This is a genomic window from Sphingomonas sp. GW822-FHT03G08, from assembly GCF_058801135.1.
Genome location: NZ_JBXAMZ010000001.1, coordinates 1940603 through 1956103 on the forward strand (window position 1 = coordinate 1940603; position 15501 = coordinate 1956103).

A 15501-nucleotide genomic window follows, 5' to 3' on the forward strand; every position below is an offset into this window, starting at 1 on the left:
GCGAAAGCCGGGATGACGATTATTGTGGCCCCAGCTCCGCCCGGATCGCTTCCCCATCGGCATCGATCCTCGGCGGCACCGCACCGTCCGGCACCGCCCGCACGCCGAAGCGGATCGGGAGCGGCATCTCGACATAGTCCCCCTCCTCCGGGTGCGTTCGCGCGCGGAAGAAGCCGGTCGCCGCCAAATGCGGGTCTTCGCGGATCGCATCGAGATCGCGGACCGGCATGCAGGGCACGCCGCCGGCATTGAGGATTCTCACCCATTCCGCGCTGGTCCTCGCCGGGGTGAAGCGGGCGATCTCGCCATAGAGCGCGCTGATATTGCGCAACCGGTCCATCGGCGTGGCAAAGCGGGGATCGTCGAACACTTCCGTCGCACCGAGCAACTCGAACAATTTCGCGATCGTCGCCGGCGTATAGGGCACGATGCTGACATGGCCGTCCGCGGTAGGGAAAGGCTGGCGGTTAGGATCGATCTGGCGCGGATAGCCGGCGGGCTCGAGCGGCGGATCGAAGGCAGCGCCGAACAGATGCTCCTGCAGCATGAAATGCGCGAAGCTCTCGAACAGCGGCACCTCGACGAATTGCCCCTCCCCGCTGCGCAGCCGATGGACCAGCGCACCGAGCACCGCCTGGGCGCCGTAGAGCCCGGCAACCTTGTCGGCGATCAGCGACGGCAGGTACCGCGGGGCCGGATTGCCGTCGGCACGGGGCAGCAGGGTGGCGGTACCGGTCGCGGCCTGGATTACGTCGTCATAGGCCTGCAAGCCGGCATAGGGGCCGCCCGAACCGAAGCCCTGGCAATGGACATAGACAATGTCCCCGCGCAGGCTGCGCACCGCTTCATAGCCGAAGCCGAGCCGCTCCATCGCCTCACCGCGGACGTTGTGGATGAACACATCGGCGGTGGCGAGCAGGCGGCGCATGGTTTCAGCGTCCTCGGACACCTTCAGGTCGAGCGCGATCGCCCGCTTGCCGCGGTTGAGCGTGCAATGCACCGGACCCATCTGCCGCGCAGCAGCACGGGATCGGCCGAACTGCCGGGTCTGGTCGCCGCCCGGCGCCTCGACCTTGATGACCTCCGCGCCCATGTCGGCGAGCATCTGGGTGGCATAGGGGCCGAACACGATCGTCGTCATGTCGACGACGCGGATACCCTCCAGCATCATGCCGCCCGCTCCTGCACCTGCGCCGCCTTGGCGCGGACAAAGGCCGGGCGGGCACGCAGTCGCTCCCAATAGGCGGCGACACGCAGCAGACCGCCGTCGCCGATGCGGAGGAACTCGGCGAGCATCAGCGCATAGCCGACCGAGATGTCCGCGGCGGTGAAGCTACCGCCCGCGACATGATCGGCTTCGGCCAGCATCGCTTCGAGGCCACGCAGGCGAGCGAGATACCATTGCCGGTAGTCGTCCGCGACCTGCGGCACCCGCCGCGCCTCGTCCTCCAGCATCGCGTAGCGCAGCACCAGGGTCTGCGGGAAAGTGAGCGTGGCCTCGCCGAACGAAAGCGCGTCGAGATAGGCCGCATAGCCAAGCTCGCCGGGGGCGATAGCGAAACGGCCGTCGCCCCGCGTAGTCGCAAGATAGTGGCAGATCGCGGCGGACTCGGTCATCCGTGCCTCGCCTTCCAGGAAGAGCGGGATGGTGCCGAGCGGGTTGAGCTCGAGATAGCCGGGCGCCCGGTCCCGCGGCGGGAAGGGCAGCAATTCCAGCCGATATTCGGCTTCCAGTTCCTCGAGCATCCAGAGCACGCGGAACGAGCGGGCGTCGCGGCAATGATACAGGGTTGGGGTCATCATTGCGGGCTCCACTGGCCTTGGTCGTTGATCGTGCCGATCAGGCCGACCGGGAAGCGTGCTTCGCCGGTTATCAGCGCGAGCGTCTCGCTATCCTCGGCCGGCACCGTGGCTAGGGTGCGAGCGCCTTCGAGCGTGCGCAGCACGACCACGCCGCGATCGACCGATCCGTCGCGCTGGTACAGGATCGTCGCGCTTTCGAGCGTCGCCGGGCCGGGTTCGGGCTCAACCAGTTCAGGCACCGGCCCGTGGCGGGCATCCGCTGCGGCCTGCACCGAATAGCCGGGAGCGATCGGCGCGCCGGGCTCGCGCGACAGGACAAGCGCATGATGCTTGGTGACGAACTCGCCCTGGCCGTAGAGCAGCCCGGTGCCGCCACCGCGCAGCACGCGCACCATCGCGCAGGCGGCGTGCAGCATATAGTTGCTGAGCGGACCACCGAAGAAGGTCAGGCCGCCGGTGACGCTCGGTTCGACATCGGGGCCGAGGCCCAGGCTGCGGCGCGCCATCTTGGGGACGCAGGGGAAGCAGCTGTACAGCTCGAGCGCGTCGAAGCCGCCGGGCGCCAGTGCCGATGCTGCCGCGAGCACTGCGTCCTGCGCGGGGCTGGCGGCGAACCCATCCCGGGCGAGGAAGTCGCGCGGCTCGCTGGCCGCCGCGCCGCCGAGGATGTGGATCATGCGCTCGTCGGGGATACCGGCCGCGCGGGCGACCTCAAGGCTGGTGACGATCACCGCTGCACCCTGGTTCACCGCCGGGTTGGCAACCATCAGCTTGGTATAGGGCCAGGCAATCAGCCGGTTGGCCTCGGAAGGTGTGACGATCTCGTGCGCGGTCGCGGCCTTGCGCATCCAGGCGCGGGGGTTCTCGGCGGCGACCTTGGCGTATCGCGCCCAGAGCGTGCCCGACTCCGCCCGCGCTTCTTCCGGCGACTGGCCCCAGGCGGCGGCGCTGGCCATCTCGAACAACGGATAGACCTGGGTAGGGGTCGACAGGCCGTGGCGCAGCGCGAGCGGGTGGACGATGTCGGCCCCGCGCAGCGGCGAGGGTGCGTCCCTGGCGAAGGGCGTCCAGGGTGGCGGCTCGCCTTCGCGCTTCGCCCGCGCCGCACTGTGCTGCGCCTCCGCGCCGACGACCAGCGCGACCCTGCTCTCGCCCCGGGCGATCCGCAGCGCCGCTTCGTGAAGCAGGCGGACCGGGGATTCCCCACCGACCTCGTGAAAGGCCTGTGTATGCGGCGCGATGTCGAGTTCGGCGCAGAGCGACGCGGCGACATCCGCATAGCGCCAGCTGACGATGCTCACCACGTCAAGTGCGTCGACCCGGCCGAGCAGCCCGCCACCGGCATCCGCGTCGGCAGAACGCGCGGCCTCGGCCATCAGCGCCAGCGGCTCCCTGGCCGACGAAATCGCGAAGGGGCGGTCGATCGACTCCCCGATGCCCACCATGACGGGCGTGTCTGGCGCCATTTTCCTCTCCCTGGTCGCCCGTCCGGTATCGCCGCCTGCCCCGGCATGCGGAACTATCACTAGCGATAGCAGCGCATTTCCGCGGTTCGGCTATGCTGCGCCTCGGAGAGCGGAAACCGCTCCCGATGGAGAGGAGAGAGGGCCGAATGCATCCCTGCGTCCACGCCGAAACCGCGCCGGAGAAGCCCGCGCTGATCCTGGCCGAGACGGGCCAGGCCCTGACGTACGGCGAGCTCGAAGCCCGCTCGAACCAGGCGGCCCAGCTGTTCCGCGCGCTCGGCTTTCAACCGGGGGGCGCGGTCGCGGTGCTGCTGGAGAACCATCTCCGCTTCCTAGAGATCGCTTGGGGGGCGCAACGGGCCGGACTTTATTTCGTGGCTGTATCCTCGCGGCTGACGGCGAGCGAAGCCGCATTCATTGTGCAGGACAGCGGCGCGCGGGCGCTGATCTCTTCCCGGGCACTGGCATCGGTTGCGAGTGCGGTAGCGGCGGAAGTGGCGCTGGACGACGTCGCGCTGTTCATGCTCGACGGCGCCGTGCCGCCCTTCCGCGCCTGGGAAGCCGAGGCCGGCGCAATGCCGGCCACGCGCATCGCCGACGAGCGCGCCGGCACCGACATGCTCTATTCCTCGGGCACCACCGGGCGACCCAAGGGCATCCGCCCGCAGCTGCCCGAGACCGACATCACCATGCCCAACGCCATGGTCGGCATCGCCCGGCATGCGGCGGTGGACGGCGATACCGTCTATCTCTCCCCGGCTCCGCTCTATCATGCCGCGCCCTTGCGCTGGTGCATGGCGGTGCATCGGCTGGGGGGTACCGTGGTCGTCATGCAGAAGTTCGATCCCGAGCAGGCGCTCGCGCTGATCGAGCGGCACCGGGTGACGCATGCGCAATGGGTGCCGACGCACTTCATCCGCATGCTCAAGCTGCCCGACGAAGCCCGCAGCCGGCACGACCTGACCAGCCTGCGCATGGCGATCCATGCCGCCGCGCCCTGCCCGGTGCCGGTGAAGCAGGCGATGATCGACTGGTGGGGGCCGGTGCTGCTCGAATATTATGCCGGGACCGAAGGCAATGGCCTGACGATGATCGGCGCGAAGGACTGGCTGGCCCATCCAGGATCGGTCGGCCGCGCGGTGCTTGGCACGATCCGGATCTGCGACGAGGACGGCGAGCCGCTGCCGACTGGCGAAACCGGGCTGGTCCATTTCGAAGGCGGGCCCGGGTTCCATTATCACAACGATCCCGAGAAGACCGAAGCTGCCGCCAACCGCCATGGCTGGACCACGCTGGGGGATGTCGGCCATGTCGATGCGGAGGGGTTTCTCTACCTTACCGACCGCAAGAGCTTCATGATCATTTCCGGCGGAGTGAACATCTATCCGCAGGAGATCGAGAACCTGCTGGTGCTCCATCCCAAGGTGGCCGATGTGGCGGTAATCGGCGCTCCCCACCCCGATATGGGCGAACAGGTTATCGCGGTGGTCGAGCCAGGGGAGGGATTCGAACCCTCCTCCGCGCTTGCCGAGGAACTGACCGAATGGCTCGCCCCGCAGCTCTCCCGCGTGAAGCAGCCGCGGCGGATCGATTTCGTCGACCAACTGCCGCGCCACCCCACGGGCAAGCTCTACAAAAGGCTGCTGCGCGACCGCTACTGGGCGCAAGTCGAGGCCTGACAGATTCAAGGAGCGGCCGGCCTGGAAACCGGCCGCCCAAGCCAGCCAGACGAAACCCTACATTGCAAGGCGCTCACAGCGTCTTGAGATACTCCAGCAGCGCCAGCCGCTCGGCATCGGTGAGCGACTGGGTGAAGGCGTGGCCGCCATTGCCGTCGCCATAAAGGTTGCTGTTGAAGCTCATCCGCGAGCGGATCTGCTCGTCGGTGATCGGCGGCGGCGTCTGGTAGGCCAGGTTGAGATAGCCCGCCGCCGAATTGGCGAAGGCCGAATAGAAGCGATCCGGCGTCGCCTGGCCGTTGCACGGCTGATAGGGCGGGACCGAAGGCGAGCTGCTGCAATTCAGCGTCTCGTACTTCCAGCCGAGCTTGGCGAAGTCGTAGGACGCATAGCTATAATCATAGCCCTGGTTCTTGCCGCCGATGCCCGCCGGCGAATAGGGCCGCTTCCACACCGCCGGACGATCCGAAGGCTTCAATATGCCCCAGATATCGGGGACGCTGCCATTGTGCAGGAACGGCCCGCCCGCCCAGGCGCCATAGAGCGGCGGCGAGACATAGCCCTTGGGCTCGACCCATTCGTTCGGCCCGAGCGGCGAATAGATCGGCCCGCCATTGTCGTAGACCGCGCGATAGACCCGGCGGATCGAGCTGGCGATCAGCGACTCCACCGGATAGCCGTACCAGCTCGGGCTGAGCGAGTTGTACGCCCACCAGCTGCTGTTCCAGGCGCGGCGCTGGCGCGGATCGGCGAACAGGTTGAACCGGCGCGGATCGGTCTGGATCGTCTCGATCGGCGTGACATTGCCCGGCAGGCCCTTGAGCCGCGGATCGGGCAGATAGGCGGTGTCGTTGGCATAGCGCGGCGAATAGACGCCGTGGCAGCTCGCGCAGGAGCCGTTACCCGGCTGGCGCGGAATCTCGACATTGGCGCCGTTCGCCCAGAGATCGCGCTGGTGGAAGATCACCGCGCCCTGCTCGGCCAGCGGCCGATCGATCGCACCGGGATATTTGGGCGCCGAGAGCGAGAGCAGGAAGTTGTTGATGTCCTCGAAATCGCTGTCCAGCGCGCGCCGGGCAGTGGCATCGCGGGTGAGCGTGGCGACGCCGAACGCCATTTCCGAATGGACGTTGTCCGAGGTGAGCGAGCCGTCCCAGAATTGCCGCGTCTTGAAGGCGCGGTTGAACCAGGCCGGCGCCTTGGTCATGCCGCCGGCGGGCGTGTCGGGCGTATATTCGAGCAGGCTCGGGGCGAGCTGCAGCGTGTCCATGTCGAACAGGGCGGGCAGCAGGGTGATCAGGCCGATCGCGTCGCTGGAGCCGCGGCCGTCGCTCCACGGGATCGGCAGCGCCAGACCGAGCCAGGTGACCGGACTGGTGCGGAACAGGTCCGAGGCGAGCAGGCCGGCGTCATTGGCGCTGTTGGCCAGGCCCCAGGTGAAGCCGGACTCGCTCGCATTGCCCAGCCGCGAGTCATGGCAGGCCGAGCAGGACGCGGTGATCGTGCCGGTCCATTTGCCGTCATCGCCCTTGCCCTGAATCAGGCCAAGCGGAAGCTGGCCCGAGCCGCCATTGGTGGTGTTCGGATTCTCGCCCGGCAGCGGATAGGGATTGCGGAAGGGCGCGGGATAGAAGCCGTAGCGCTTCTCGACCTGCTCGTTGAAATCGGCGGGCTTGGAGGAGAGCCCCCAGACCGCCCAGAGCTTGTCGTAATCCTGGGCACGCGAGAAGGGCAGGAAATATTGCCGCGTCTCGAGGTTCTGCTTGCCGCGCGCGACGCTGGCGCGCCAGGCGCCGCAGGTGCTGGGCCGCGCCGGCAGCCGGTTGACATAGGGGGCCGGAGGATTGTGCAGGTTGGTGAAGAAGGAATTGAAGCGGACCGCGCCGTTCGGGTTCGAATTGACGCTGGGCACGATCAGCGTGCGCGGATCGACCGGCAGCGGCGTCGCGTCCGACTTGCCGGCACACCCGGCCGCCAGCGGCGAGCGGATCGCGGCTTCGTCGAGCAGCGGCTGGGTCTGTGCCAGCGCGGCGGGGGCAAGCGTGAGGGGTATCGCAGCGCTTGCGAGCAGGGCAGTCCAGTTGGCCATCGCACCTCTCCCATTGTCGCCGGTCACCCCTGCGGACGAGCCACATGTGCCGGCATTTGATCGGAAAATGCTGCGGGGGTGGGCAGGCGGCAAGCTGGCGAACGTGGCAGGTTTGGGGGGACACCCGCTCCTCCGACCGTCATCCCGCCTTGATCGTCATCCCCGCCTTCGCGGGGATGACGGGGGATGGGGTTGGGTTCGCCTTCACTCCTCCGGGGGAGGACTGGTTCCGTTCCCCGGCGAACGCCGGGGCCGAGGGTCACAAGCGGGACGGCAGAGAAACCCTGAGCCCCGGCGTGCGCCGGGGAGCAGTTTAGTGGAACTGGGCGGGCGTCCCTATAGCCGCGTCAGCGGCCTGCCTTCCGTGCCCAGGCACTGCCCCGAGCGCTTCGCGTCCATCGTCATCGTCACCGATACCTTGCCCGCAGCGCCCGGCTGCTGGGCGCTCTGGCTGTCGGTGGTGACGACCAGCTTGTACTTGTCGCGGGCATAGCTGCCCGACATCGCCATCGAGCGGGTGCCCATCTGGTCCGAGCAGCGCAGCATGCCGTCGATCCGGCCCTTGCCCATCGCGAAGCGTTCATAGCGGCAGGCCTGGTTCTCCTCGCCGACATAGAAGGCGCCCTTCTTCACGTCGTCGGCCGTCAGGCAGCTCGCGGCGACCTGGGGCTGGCGCATCTGCGCCTTGAGCTTGTCGACGAAACCCGCCGGCATGCCGGGGGCATCGACCTGGTTGAGGGTGATTTTCGTCTCCCAGCGGCCTGGCTGGGCGAAGTCGCTGCCGCCCGCGACCTTGCGGATCTGCGCGGCGACGACCGAGCCCGATTCATTGCGCAGATCGACGCTCGAACCCCAATCGCAGCCGGCCACAAGCAACAGGAAGGGTATCGCCGATCCCACCTGAAATCGCGTCATCCAACTCTCCCATTTCGCTCCGTTTTCTGGCTTCCGGAGGCTGCTTGTTTGATGCAGACCATCGCCTGCCGGCAGAACAGATCAAGCTGGTACCCGTCACAGGGTTCGGGAGAGAGGCATGGCGATCGAACGCGACCAGGCGTGGGCCGAAACCACGCTGCTGATCGAGGAAGTGCGCGAAGCGGGGCTGGCGATCGGCCTGCCGTTCGTCGCGGCACAGGGCGACATCGCCGATCCCGAGCCGATGCGCGACGCCGACGGGCGGCCCTATGCCGAGACGCATTTCCAGTGGCTCGATCCCTCGGACCAATATTGGCACAATCGCCGGCTCGCGCTGCACGCGCCCTTCCTGCAGGTGGCGCGGGTGATGGCCGAGCCCTGCTTCTATGCCGAGGGAAAGCTCGGCACCTGGCGGACCAGCGCGCTGCTCGATTCGATCGATTGCCGGCAGGTGACCGCGACCACGGGCATCGCGGCGGCGATCATCGCGCCGGTGCACCTGCCGCGCGCGATCGTCGGCGCGGTGGTGTGGGCCGGGCGCGAGGGCGACGCGATCGAGCAGAAATTCGCGAAACATGCGGTGCGGCTGCAGGGGCTGGCGCTCAAGCTGGTGGCGAGCCATGCCGAAGCCTCGTCGCGGCTGCGCGCGGCATCGGGGCCGATGGTGCTGACCCGGCGCGAGGTCCAGTGCCTGCGCTGGGCAGCGGCAGGCAAGACCGATGGCGAGATCGGCATCATCCTGTCGCTGTCGACCTCGACGGTGCGGTTCCACCTGCGCAATGCGGGGGGCAAGCTGGGCAGCACCGGACGGGCGCAGGCGATCCAGATCGCGGCGGGGCTGGGATTTGTGAGCGCGCGGTAGGTTTTTTCCCTTTCATTACTCCCCTCCCTGAAAGGGAGGGGTCGGGGGTGGGTTGCGACCCCGGCGAAGGCCGGGGGAGCTCAGCCAGCCGGTGGGAAAAAAAGAAAAGACCGGGCATCGAGCCCGCTCTTTTCTAACCCACCCCTAGCCCCTCCCTTGCAGGGAGGGGAATATTGCATGCTCCCCCGCCCTAGCACTTCTCGCAGTTGCCGCATCCGCCTGCTTCGCCAAGGCTTTACCGGTGGAGGACCGGTAGTGAATTTCGAGCTTTCCGAAGAACAGGCGATGCTGCGCGACATGCTGCGGCGCTATCTGCGCGAGCAATATGACTTCGAGACGCGGCGGGCGCGGGTGAGCGTGGGGCGTGGGCAGGATGCGGCGCTGTGGCGAGCGCTGGCGGAACTGGGCATCCTCGGCGTGCTGCTGCCCGAGGCGGCCGGCGGCATGGGCGGCGGGCCGATCGAGGCGATGCTGGTTTCCGAGCTGCTCGGCGAGGCACTGGTCGCGGAGCCGTTCCTGGAGACAGTGGTGATCGGCGCGGCGCTGCTGGCGGGCGGCGGGACGCGGGCCGAGGACTTGCTGGCGGAGATCGCCGGTGGTGCGGTGCGGATCGCGTCGTCGCTGGAGCCCGCGATGCTCGCGGCCGAGCCGGCACCGGGCGGCTGGCATCTGCGCGGTCGACTGTCCGTGGTGGTCGGTGCGCCGGGCGCGAGCCACCTGGTCGTGGCGGCGCGGACCGACGGAGACGGGCCTTCGCTGTTCCTGGTCGAGGCCGGAACGCCGGGGGTGACGGTCCAGTCCTATCAGCTGATCGACGACCGGCCGGCCGGGGATGTCGCGATCGACGCGCATCTTCCTGCGGATGCGCTGCTTGGCGCGCCAGGTGCGGCGGGTCCGGCGATCGAGGCGGTGCTCGATGCGGCGCGGGCTGCCTTGTGCGCGGAGGCGGTGGGCGTGCTGCGGCGCATGCTCGACGACACGGTGGAGTTCGCCAGGCAGCGGCGGCAGTTCGGCCAGCCTTTGGCGAGCTTCCAGGCGCTGCAGCACCGGATGGTCGACATGTTCCTGGCACTGGAACAGGCCGTGTCGGCGAGCCATCTCGCGACGCTCAACCTGGGCGCGCCGCCCGAGGCACGGGCGCGCGCGGTTGCGGCAGCCAAGGCGACGATCGGCAAGGCGGCGCGCTTCATCGGCGAGAATGCGGTGCAGCTCCACGGCGCGATGGGCATGACCGACGAGCTGGCGGTCGGCCATTATTTCAAGCGGGCGACGGTGATCGCGCAGAGCTTCGGCAGCACCGATGCGCAGGTGGCGCGCTATGCGGCGCTGATGCGGGCGGCCGCGTAAGTCGTAGCAATATTCTGTTCCCCGGCGAAGGCCGGGGAACAGCTATGGCAAGCAGCTCGCCCTGGACATCACAACCCCAGCACCGCCTTGGCCAGGATGTTGCGCTGGATCTCGTTCGAACCTGCATAGATCGAACCCGCGCGCTCGTTGAGGTAGCGCAGCGGAGCGAGCGCCTGCCAGGGGGCGCCGGTGGCGTAGCCGTCGGCCGGCGGGGTGTAGGCGGGGATCGCGCCGCCGGGCATCACGACATGCGGCTGATAGGCGAGGCCCTGGGCGCCCGCCGCCTCGAGGTGGAGCGCGGCCAGGTCCTGCGCCAGCTCGGTGCCGAGGATCTTCATCATCGAGGCGAGCGCGCCGACGCTGGCGCCTTCGCTGGCCGAGAGCAGGCGCAGCTCCATCATCTCGAGCACATCAATGCGGATGCGCAGCTCGGCGAGGCGGGTGGCGAGGACGGGGGCGTTCAGGCGGTCGCCCGCCGCGGCCTCGATCTCGCTGACGCGGACCTGCAGCGCCGGGGCGTAGGAGCCGCCGCGCTCGAATTCGAGCAGATATTTGGCGACCGACCAGCCGGCATCGACTTCGCCGAGCACATTGGCGCGCGGGGCGCGGACAGCGTCGAAGAACACCTGGTTCTGCACATGCTCGCCCGAGGTCATCAGGATCGGGCGGACCTCGATGCCGGGCAGGTCCATCGGGACGAGCAGGAAGGTGATGCCCTGTTGCGGGCGACCCTGTTTCGACGTGCGGACGAGGCAGAAGATCCAGTTCGCCTCGGTGGCGTGGGTGGTCCAGATCTTCGAGCCGTCGAGGATGAAGTCGTCGCCGTCCGGCTCGGCGCGCATCTGGAGCGAGGCGAGGTCGGAGCCGGCGCCGGGCTCGGAATAGCCCTGGCAGAAGAACACCTCGCCGGTGAGGATGCGGGGGAGGAACCAGGCCTTCTGCTCGGGGGTGCCGAAACGGATGATGACATGGGCGACCATGTGGATGCCCATCGGCGAGAGCGAAGGGGCGCCGGCCGCGATGCGCTCGCGGTTGAAGATATAGTGCTGGGCGACGCTCCAGTCGCAACCGCCATGCTCGACCGGCCAGTGCGGCGCGGCCCAGCCGCGGGCGTGGAGGATGCGCTGCCAGGCCATGCTGGCTTCGTGATCGGGGTAGACGCTGGTCGCGAGCGTGCCGGCGCGGCGGATCTCGGGGGTGAGCTTGTCGGCGAGGAAGGCGCGCACTTCGTCGCGGAAGGCGAGCTCGGCCTGGGTCCAGTCCATGTCCATGCGGGGGCTCCTTCAGGCGGGAACGGGTTCGGGGGCGAGCATCGCGGCGAGGCGGCGGGCGATGATCGCCTCGGCCTCCTCGACGATGCGCTCGACCAGTTCGCGGACGGTGGGGACGTCGTGGATCAGGCCCTGGACCATGCCGGCGGTCCAGATGCCGTGGTCGATGTCGCCGGACACCAGCCCCTCGCGGCCGCGGGCGCCCTTCACCAGGGCGGCGACATCCTCGAACGGGCGGCCCTCGCGCTCGATCGCGACGACCTGCTCGGCGATGCGGTTGCGGGCGACGCGGGCGCTGTTGCGGTAGGAGCGGAAGATCAGCTCGGTCGCGCGTTCGTCATTGGCGACCATCGCCGCCTTGAAATTGTCGTGGATCGGTGCCTCGCGGGTGGCGCAGAAGCGGGTGCCCATGTTGATGCCGTCGGCGCCGAGCGCCAGCGCCGCCGCCAGTCCGCGACCGTCGCCGAAGCCGCCGCTGGCGAGGATCGGGACCTTCACCCTGTCGGCGGCGGCCGGGATCAGGATCAGGCCGGGGATGTCGTCCTCGCCCGGATGGCCGGCGCATTCGAAGCCGTCGATCGAGATCGCATCGACCCCCATCCGCTCGGCGGAGAGCGCGTGACGGACGGCGGTGCATTTGTGGATGACCTTGATGCCGGCGGCCTTGAAATCGTCGACATGCTCCTGCGGCTTGTAGCCGGCGGTCTCGACGATCCCGATGCCGCTCTCGATGATCGCGCGACGATATTCGGCATAGGGCGGCGGGTTGATCGAGGGGAGGATCGTCAGATTCACCCCGAAGACCTTGTCGGTGCGTTCGCGGACGCGGGCGATCTCCTTGACCAGCGCCTCGGGGGTCGGCTGGGTGAGCGCGGTGAGGAAGCCGAGCGCACCGGCTTCGGCGACCGGAGCGACGAGATCGGCGGTGCCGACCCACATCATCCCGCCCTGCACGATCGGATGCTCGACGCCGAAAGCCTTGGTGAAACGGGTGCGGATCATGCGTTATTCTCCCTTAGAGCGACTGGCCGTCATCGACGGTGACCACCGATCCGGTGACGAAGCGGCTCGTCGGGCCGCAGAGATACGCGACGGCGCCATCGAGCGCGTCGCCGTCCATCAAGCGGCGGCGGGGCCATTTGGCGATCTGCTTGTGGCCGGCTTCGGTGCCGAACCAGTCGGCGTTGAGATCGGTCTCGATATAGCCGGGGCACAGGATGTTGAGGTTGACGCCCTTGTTCGCCCAGTCGCGCGCCAGCACCCGGCCGAGCTGGAGCACCGCGGCCTTGGAGGCGCTGTACGCCGCGAGCCCGGGCGAAACCGATTGCGCGGTGATTGAGGAGACGATGAGCACACGCCCGTCCGCCCTGGCCGCGATCATCCGCCGGGCGCCTTCGCGGACGGTGAGGAACACGCCGCGGACATTGACCGCCAGCACCTGATCGAACGCTGCGACATCGAGATCGAGCGCGGGGCCCTCCATGTTCATGCCGGCATTGGCGATGACCGTATCGACCGTGCCGAACGCAGCCTCGGCAGCGTCATAGGCGGCCACGACCGAGGCTTCGTCGGTGACATCCATCGCCACGCCGATCGCTTCCCCGCCGTCCCCGACGATCGAGTCGCGCAGTTCGGCGAGCAGCGATTCGCGGCGGGCCGCGAGCACCAGCCGAGCACCACGCGATGCCAGGAGGCGGGCGAACCGCGCGCCCAGCCCGGAGGACGCGCCCGTCACCAGCGCCACGCGCCCCGCAAGATCGCGTTCCCCGTTGCCCACGCCCATCCACTCCGCTAGTTGTTTCTCGATTTAATTAGCCGAATAAATGCGAAAGAAACAAAGCGCGAGAGGAAATTTAGTCATGCAGATAAATTCGGTCGCCCAGCTCGATGTGGCGGGCGGTATCGCGACGCTCACGCTCGATTCCCCGCCCGTGAACGCGCTGTCCGCTGCGGTGCGCGACGGACTCGACCAGGGCTTCCGTGCCGCGATCGAGAATGAAGCGGTGCAGGGCATCGTGCTGATTTGCGCCGGGCGCACCTTCATCGCGGGTGCCGATATCAGCGAATTCGACAAGGCGCCGACAGGCGCACCGCTGCACGACGTGCTCGCACTGATCGAGGGATCGCCCAAGCCGGTGGTCGCGGCGATCCACGGCACCGCGCTGGGCGGCGGGCTGGAGACGGCCCTGGTGTGCGACTACCGGGTCGCCACCCCTTCCGCGAAGCTCGGTCTGCCCGAAGTCGCGCTCGGCCTGCTGCCCGGCGCCGGCGGCACCCAGCGGCTGCCACGCGTGGTGGGCGCCGAGGCGGCGCTGGAGATGATGGCGATCGGCAAGCCGGTACGCGCAACGGATGCGCTGGCGATGGCGCTGGTCGATGCGATCACCGGCGAGGAGACGCTGCACGCCGATGCGGTGGCGTTCCTCACGGCTCGGCTCGACACCCCGCGCACTCGCATCCGCGACCGTACCGACAGGATCGCCGGGCAGGATCCCGCGCTGTTCGATGCCTTCCGCGCGAAGCATGCCCGCGCCTTCAAGGGCTTCAAGGCACCGGAGAACATCATCAAGGCGGTTGAGGCGGCGGTCGCCCTGCCCTTCGATGCGGGCATGAAGCGCGAGGCGGAATTGTTCTGGGAGCTGTTCCGCAGCCGCGAATCCGCCGCGCAGCGATACTTCTTCTTCGCCGAGCGCCAGACCGCCAAGGTGCCCGACCTGGCCGCAGACCTGCCCGAGATCCCGGTCAAGCGCGCCGGCGTGATCGGCGCGGGCACGATGGGCGGCGGCATCGCGATGAACTTCCTCAATGTCGGGCTGCCGGTGACGATCGTCGAGCAGGCGCAGGACGCGCTCGATCGCGGCGTGGCGACGATCCGGCGCAACTATCAGGTCACGGTCGACAAGGGACGGATGACCGCCGAGCAGCTCGAGCAGCGCATGGCCCTGCTCACCCCCAGCCTGGAGTTCGAAGCGCTGGGCGAAGTCGACCTGGTGATCGAGGCGGTGTTCGAGAAGCTGTCGCTCAAGCAGGAGATCTTCGCGCGGCTCGACAAGGTGGCGAAGCCGGGCGCGATCCTGGCAACCAACACCTCCTTCCTCGATGTCGATGCGATCGCCGCCGCGACCGGGCGGCCCGAAAGCGTGGTCGGCATGCACTTCTTCTCGCCGGCGAACGTGATGAAGCTACTGGAGGTGGTGCGCGGTGCCGAGACCGATCCGCAGGTGGTCGCCGCCGCGATGGCGATCGGCCGCAGGATCGGCAAGGTCGCGGTGTTGAGCCGGGTGTGCGACGGCTTCATCGCCAACCGGATGATGGCGCCGCGCATGGCCGCCGCCCAGGCGCTGATCCTCGAAGGACCTGCCCCCTGGGAGATCGATCGGGTGATGCTCGACTATGGCTTCCCGATGGGGCCGTTCGCGATGCTCGACCTGGTCGGGCTCGACGTGATCGGCTGGGATGCGGCGACGAGCAGCTCTTCGAGCGTCGTGGAAGTGCTGTGCGAGATGGGCCGCTGGGGGCAGAAGAAAGGCGGCGGCTATTATGATTACGACGAGAAGCGCCGCGCCGCGCCCTCGCCGATCGCCGAGCAGGTGATCCGCGACTTCGCGGCGAAGACCGGCGTGGCGCAGCGCCGGTTCAGCGACGAGGAGATCGTCGCGCGGCTGCTCTATCCGGTGGTCAATGAAGGCGCGAGGATCCTGGAGGAAGGCGTGGCAATCCGCGCCTCCGACGTCGATGTCGCTTTGGTCTACGGCTATGGCTGGCCGGTGTTCACCGGCGGGCCGCTGTTCTGGGCGGACGGCGTGGGGCTGGCCAAGATCGCCGATGCGCTGGAGGAAATGGGGCATACCCCCTCCCCGCTGCTGCGCGCGCTTGCGGAGCAGGGCAAGCCGATCCACCAATATCGCAGCGTGGCGCCGGTGGGGCGTGTGGCTGAGGTGGCTTAGGGTAATTTCGTCGTCATCCCCGCGAAGGCGGGGATGACGGAATGTTCGGGGATGACCGCAGTCATTCAATGGCCGAGGGAACCCGTAGCGCTTGCGAGAGGGGCTGACTGAAGGTTGAACAG

General features: G+C 68.3%; 12 protein-coding genes. 4 read left to right on the forward strand and 8 right to left on the reverse strand.

What is annotated here, in order from left to right; translation table 11 throughout:
• Window positions 1–19: 19 nt before the first annotated feature.
• From AC1RJ5_RS08875 to AC1RJ5_RS08885, 3 genes are read right to left on the reverse strand one after another with little or no spacing between them, the layout of a single operon-like run.
• Window positions 20–1171, reverse strand: a complete 1152-nt coding sequence (locus AC1RJ5_RS08875) for a CaiB/BaiF CoA transferase family protein (protein ID WP_493112820.1) — start codon at window positions 1169–1171, stop codon at window positions 20–22.
• Entirely contained in the window at window positions 1168–1800 is a 633-nt protein-coding gene (locus AC1RJ5_RS08880; RefSeq protein ID WP_493112822.1) for a glutathione S-transferase family protein, read from the reverse strand. The genes AC1RJ5_RS08875 and AC1RJ5_RS08880 overlap by 4 nt, the downstream gene beginning before the upstream one ends.
• A complete protein-coding gene (locus AC1RJ5_RS08885) occupies window positions 1800–3269 on the reverse strand; it encodes an acetyl-CoA acetyltransferase (RefSeq protein WP_493112824.1) in 1470 nt (489 codons plus the stop codon). Before AC1RJ5_RS08885 ends, AC1RJ5_RS08880 begins: the two co-directional genes overlap by 1 nt.
• 146 nt (window positions 3270–3415) lie before the next feature.
• On the opposite strand from AC1RJ5_RS08885, the gene AC1RJ5_RS08890 reads away from it, so the two are divergent.
• Entirely contained in the window at window positions 3416–4948 is a 1533-nt protein-coding gene (locus AC1RJ5_RS08890; protein ID WP_493112826.1) for an acyl-CoA synthetase, read from the forward strand.
• Window positions 4949–5021: 73 nt separating this feature from the next.
• Here AC1RJ5_RS08890 and roxA read toward each other — a convergent pair whose 3' ends face one another.
• Both roxA and AC1RJ5_RS08900 read right to left on the reverse strand, forming a co-directional pair.
• The gene (gene roxA / locus AC1RJ5_RS08895; protein ID WP_493112827.1) at window positions 5022–7037 is read right to left on the reverse strand and encodes a rubber dioxygenase RoxA; all 2016 of its coding nucleotides are present in this window, start codon (window positions 7035–7037) and stop codon (window positions 5022–5024) included.
• 336 nt (window positions 7038–7373) lie between these two features.
• Window positions 7374–7952 carry a DUF3617 domain-containing protein gene (locus AC1RJ5_RS08900; protein ID WP_342249937.1) on the reverse strand — a complete coding sequence of 193 codons (579 nt, stop codon included), beginning with the start codon at window positions 7950–7952 and terminating at the stop codon, window positions 7374–7376.
• A 118-nt stretch (window positions 7953–8070) separates the two neighbouring features.
• On the opposite strand from AC1RJ5_RS08900, the gene AC1RJ5_RS08905 reads away from it, so the two are divergent.
• The gene (locus AC1RJ5_RS08905) at window positions 8071–8814 is read left to right on the forward strand and encodes a helix-turn-helix transcriptional regulator (RefSeq protein WP_342249938.1); all 744 of its coding nucleotides are present in this window, start codon (window positions 8071–8073) and stop codon (window positions 8812–8814) included.
• A gap of 255 nt (window positions 8815–9069) precedes the next feature.
• Window positions 9070–10161, forward strand: coding sequence for an acyl-CoA dehydrogenase family protein (locus AC1RJ5_RS08910; RefSeq protein ID WP_493112830.1), 1092 nt, complete (start codon window positions 9070–9072; stop codon window positions 10159–10161).
• Window positions 10162–10229: 68 nt separating this feature from the next.
• On the opposite strand, the gene AC1RJ5_RS08915 is transcribed toward AC1RJ5_RS08910, so the two are convergent.
• Genes AC1RJ5_RS08915 through AC1RJ5_RS08925 form a run of 3 tightly spaced genes read right to left on the reverse strand, consistent with a single transcriptional unit; the run spans window position 10230 to window position 13209 of the window.
• On the reverse strand, window positions 10230–11432 hold the full coding sequence (locus tag AC1RJ5_RS08915) for an acyl-CoA dehydrogenase family protein (protein WP_342249940.1): 1203 nt from the start codon (window positions 11430–11432) through the stop codon (window positions 10230–10232).
• 12 nt (window positions 11433–11444) lie between these two features.
• On the reverse strand, window positions 11445–12434 hold the full coding sequence (locus AC1RJ5_RS08920; protein WP_493112833.1) for an NAD(P)H-dependent flavin oxidoreductase: 990 nt from the start codon (window positions 12432–12434) through the stop codon (window positions 11445–11447).
• Window positions 12435–12447: 13 nt separating this feature from the next.
• Complete coding sequence (locus AC1RJ5_RS08925; RefSeq protein ID WP_493112835.1) at window positions 12448–13209, reverse strand: SDR family NAD(P)-dependent oxidoreductase; 762 nt, start codon at window positions 13207–13209, stop codon at window positions 12448–12450.
• Window positions 13210–13291: 82 nt separating this feature from the next.
• On the opposite strand from AC1RJ5_RS08925, the gene AC1RJ5_RS08930 reads away from it, so the two are divergent.
• A complete protein-coding gene (locus AC1RJ5_RS08930) occupies window positions 13292–15379 on the forward strand; it encodes a 3-hydroxyacyl-CoA dehydrogenase NAD-binding domain-containing protein (RefSeq protein ID WP_493112837.1) in 2088 nt (695 codons plus the stop codon).
• The last annotated feature ends 122 nt before the right edge of the window (window positions 15380–15501 follow it).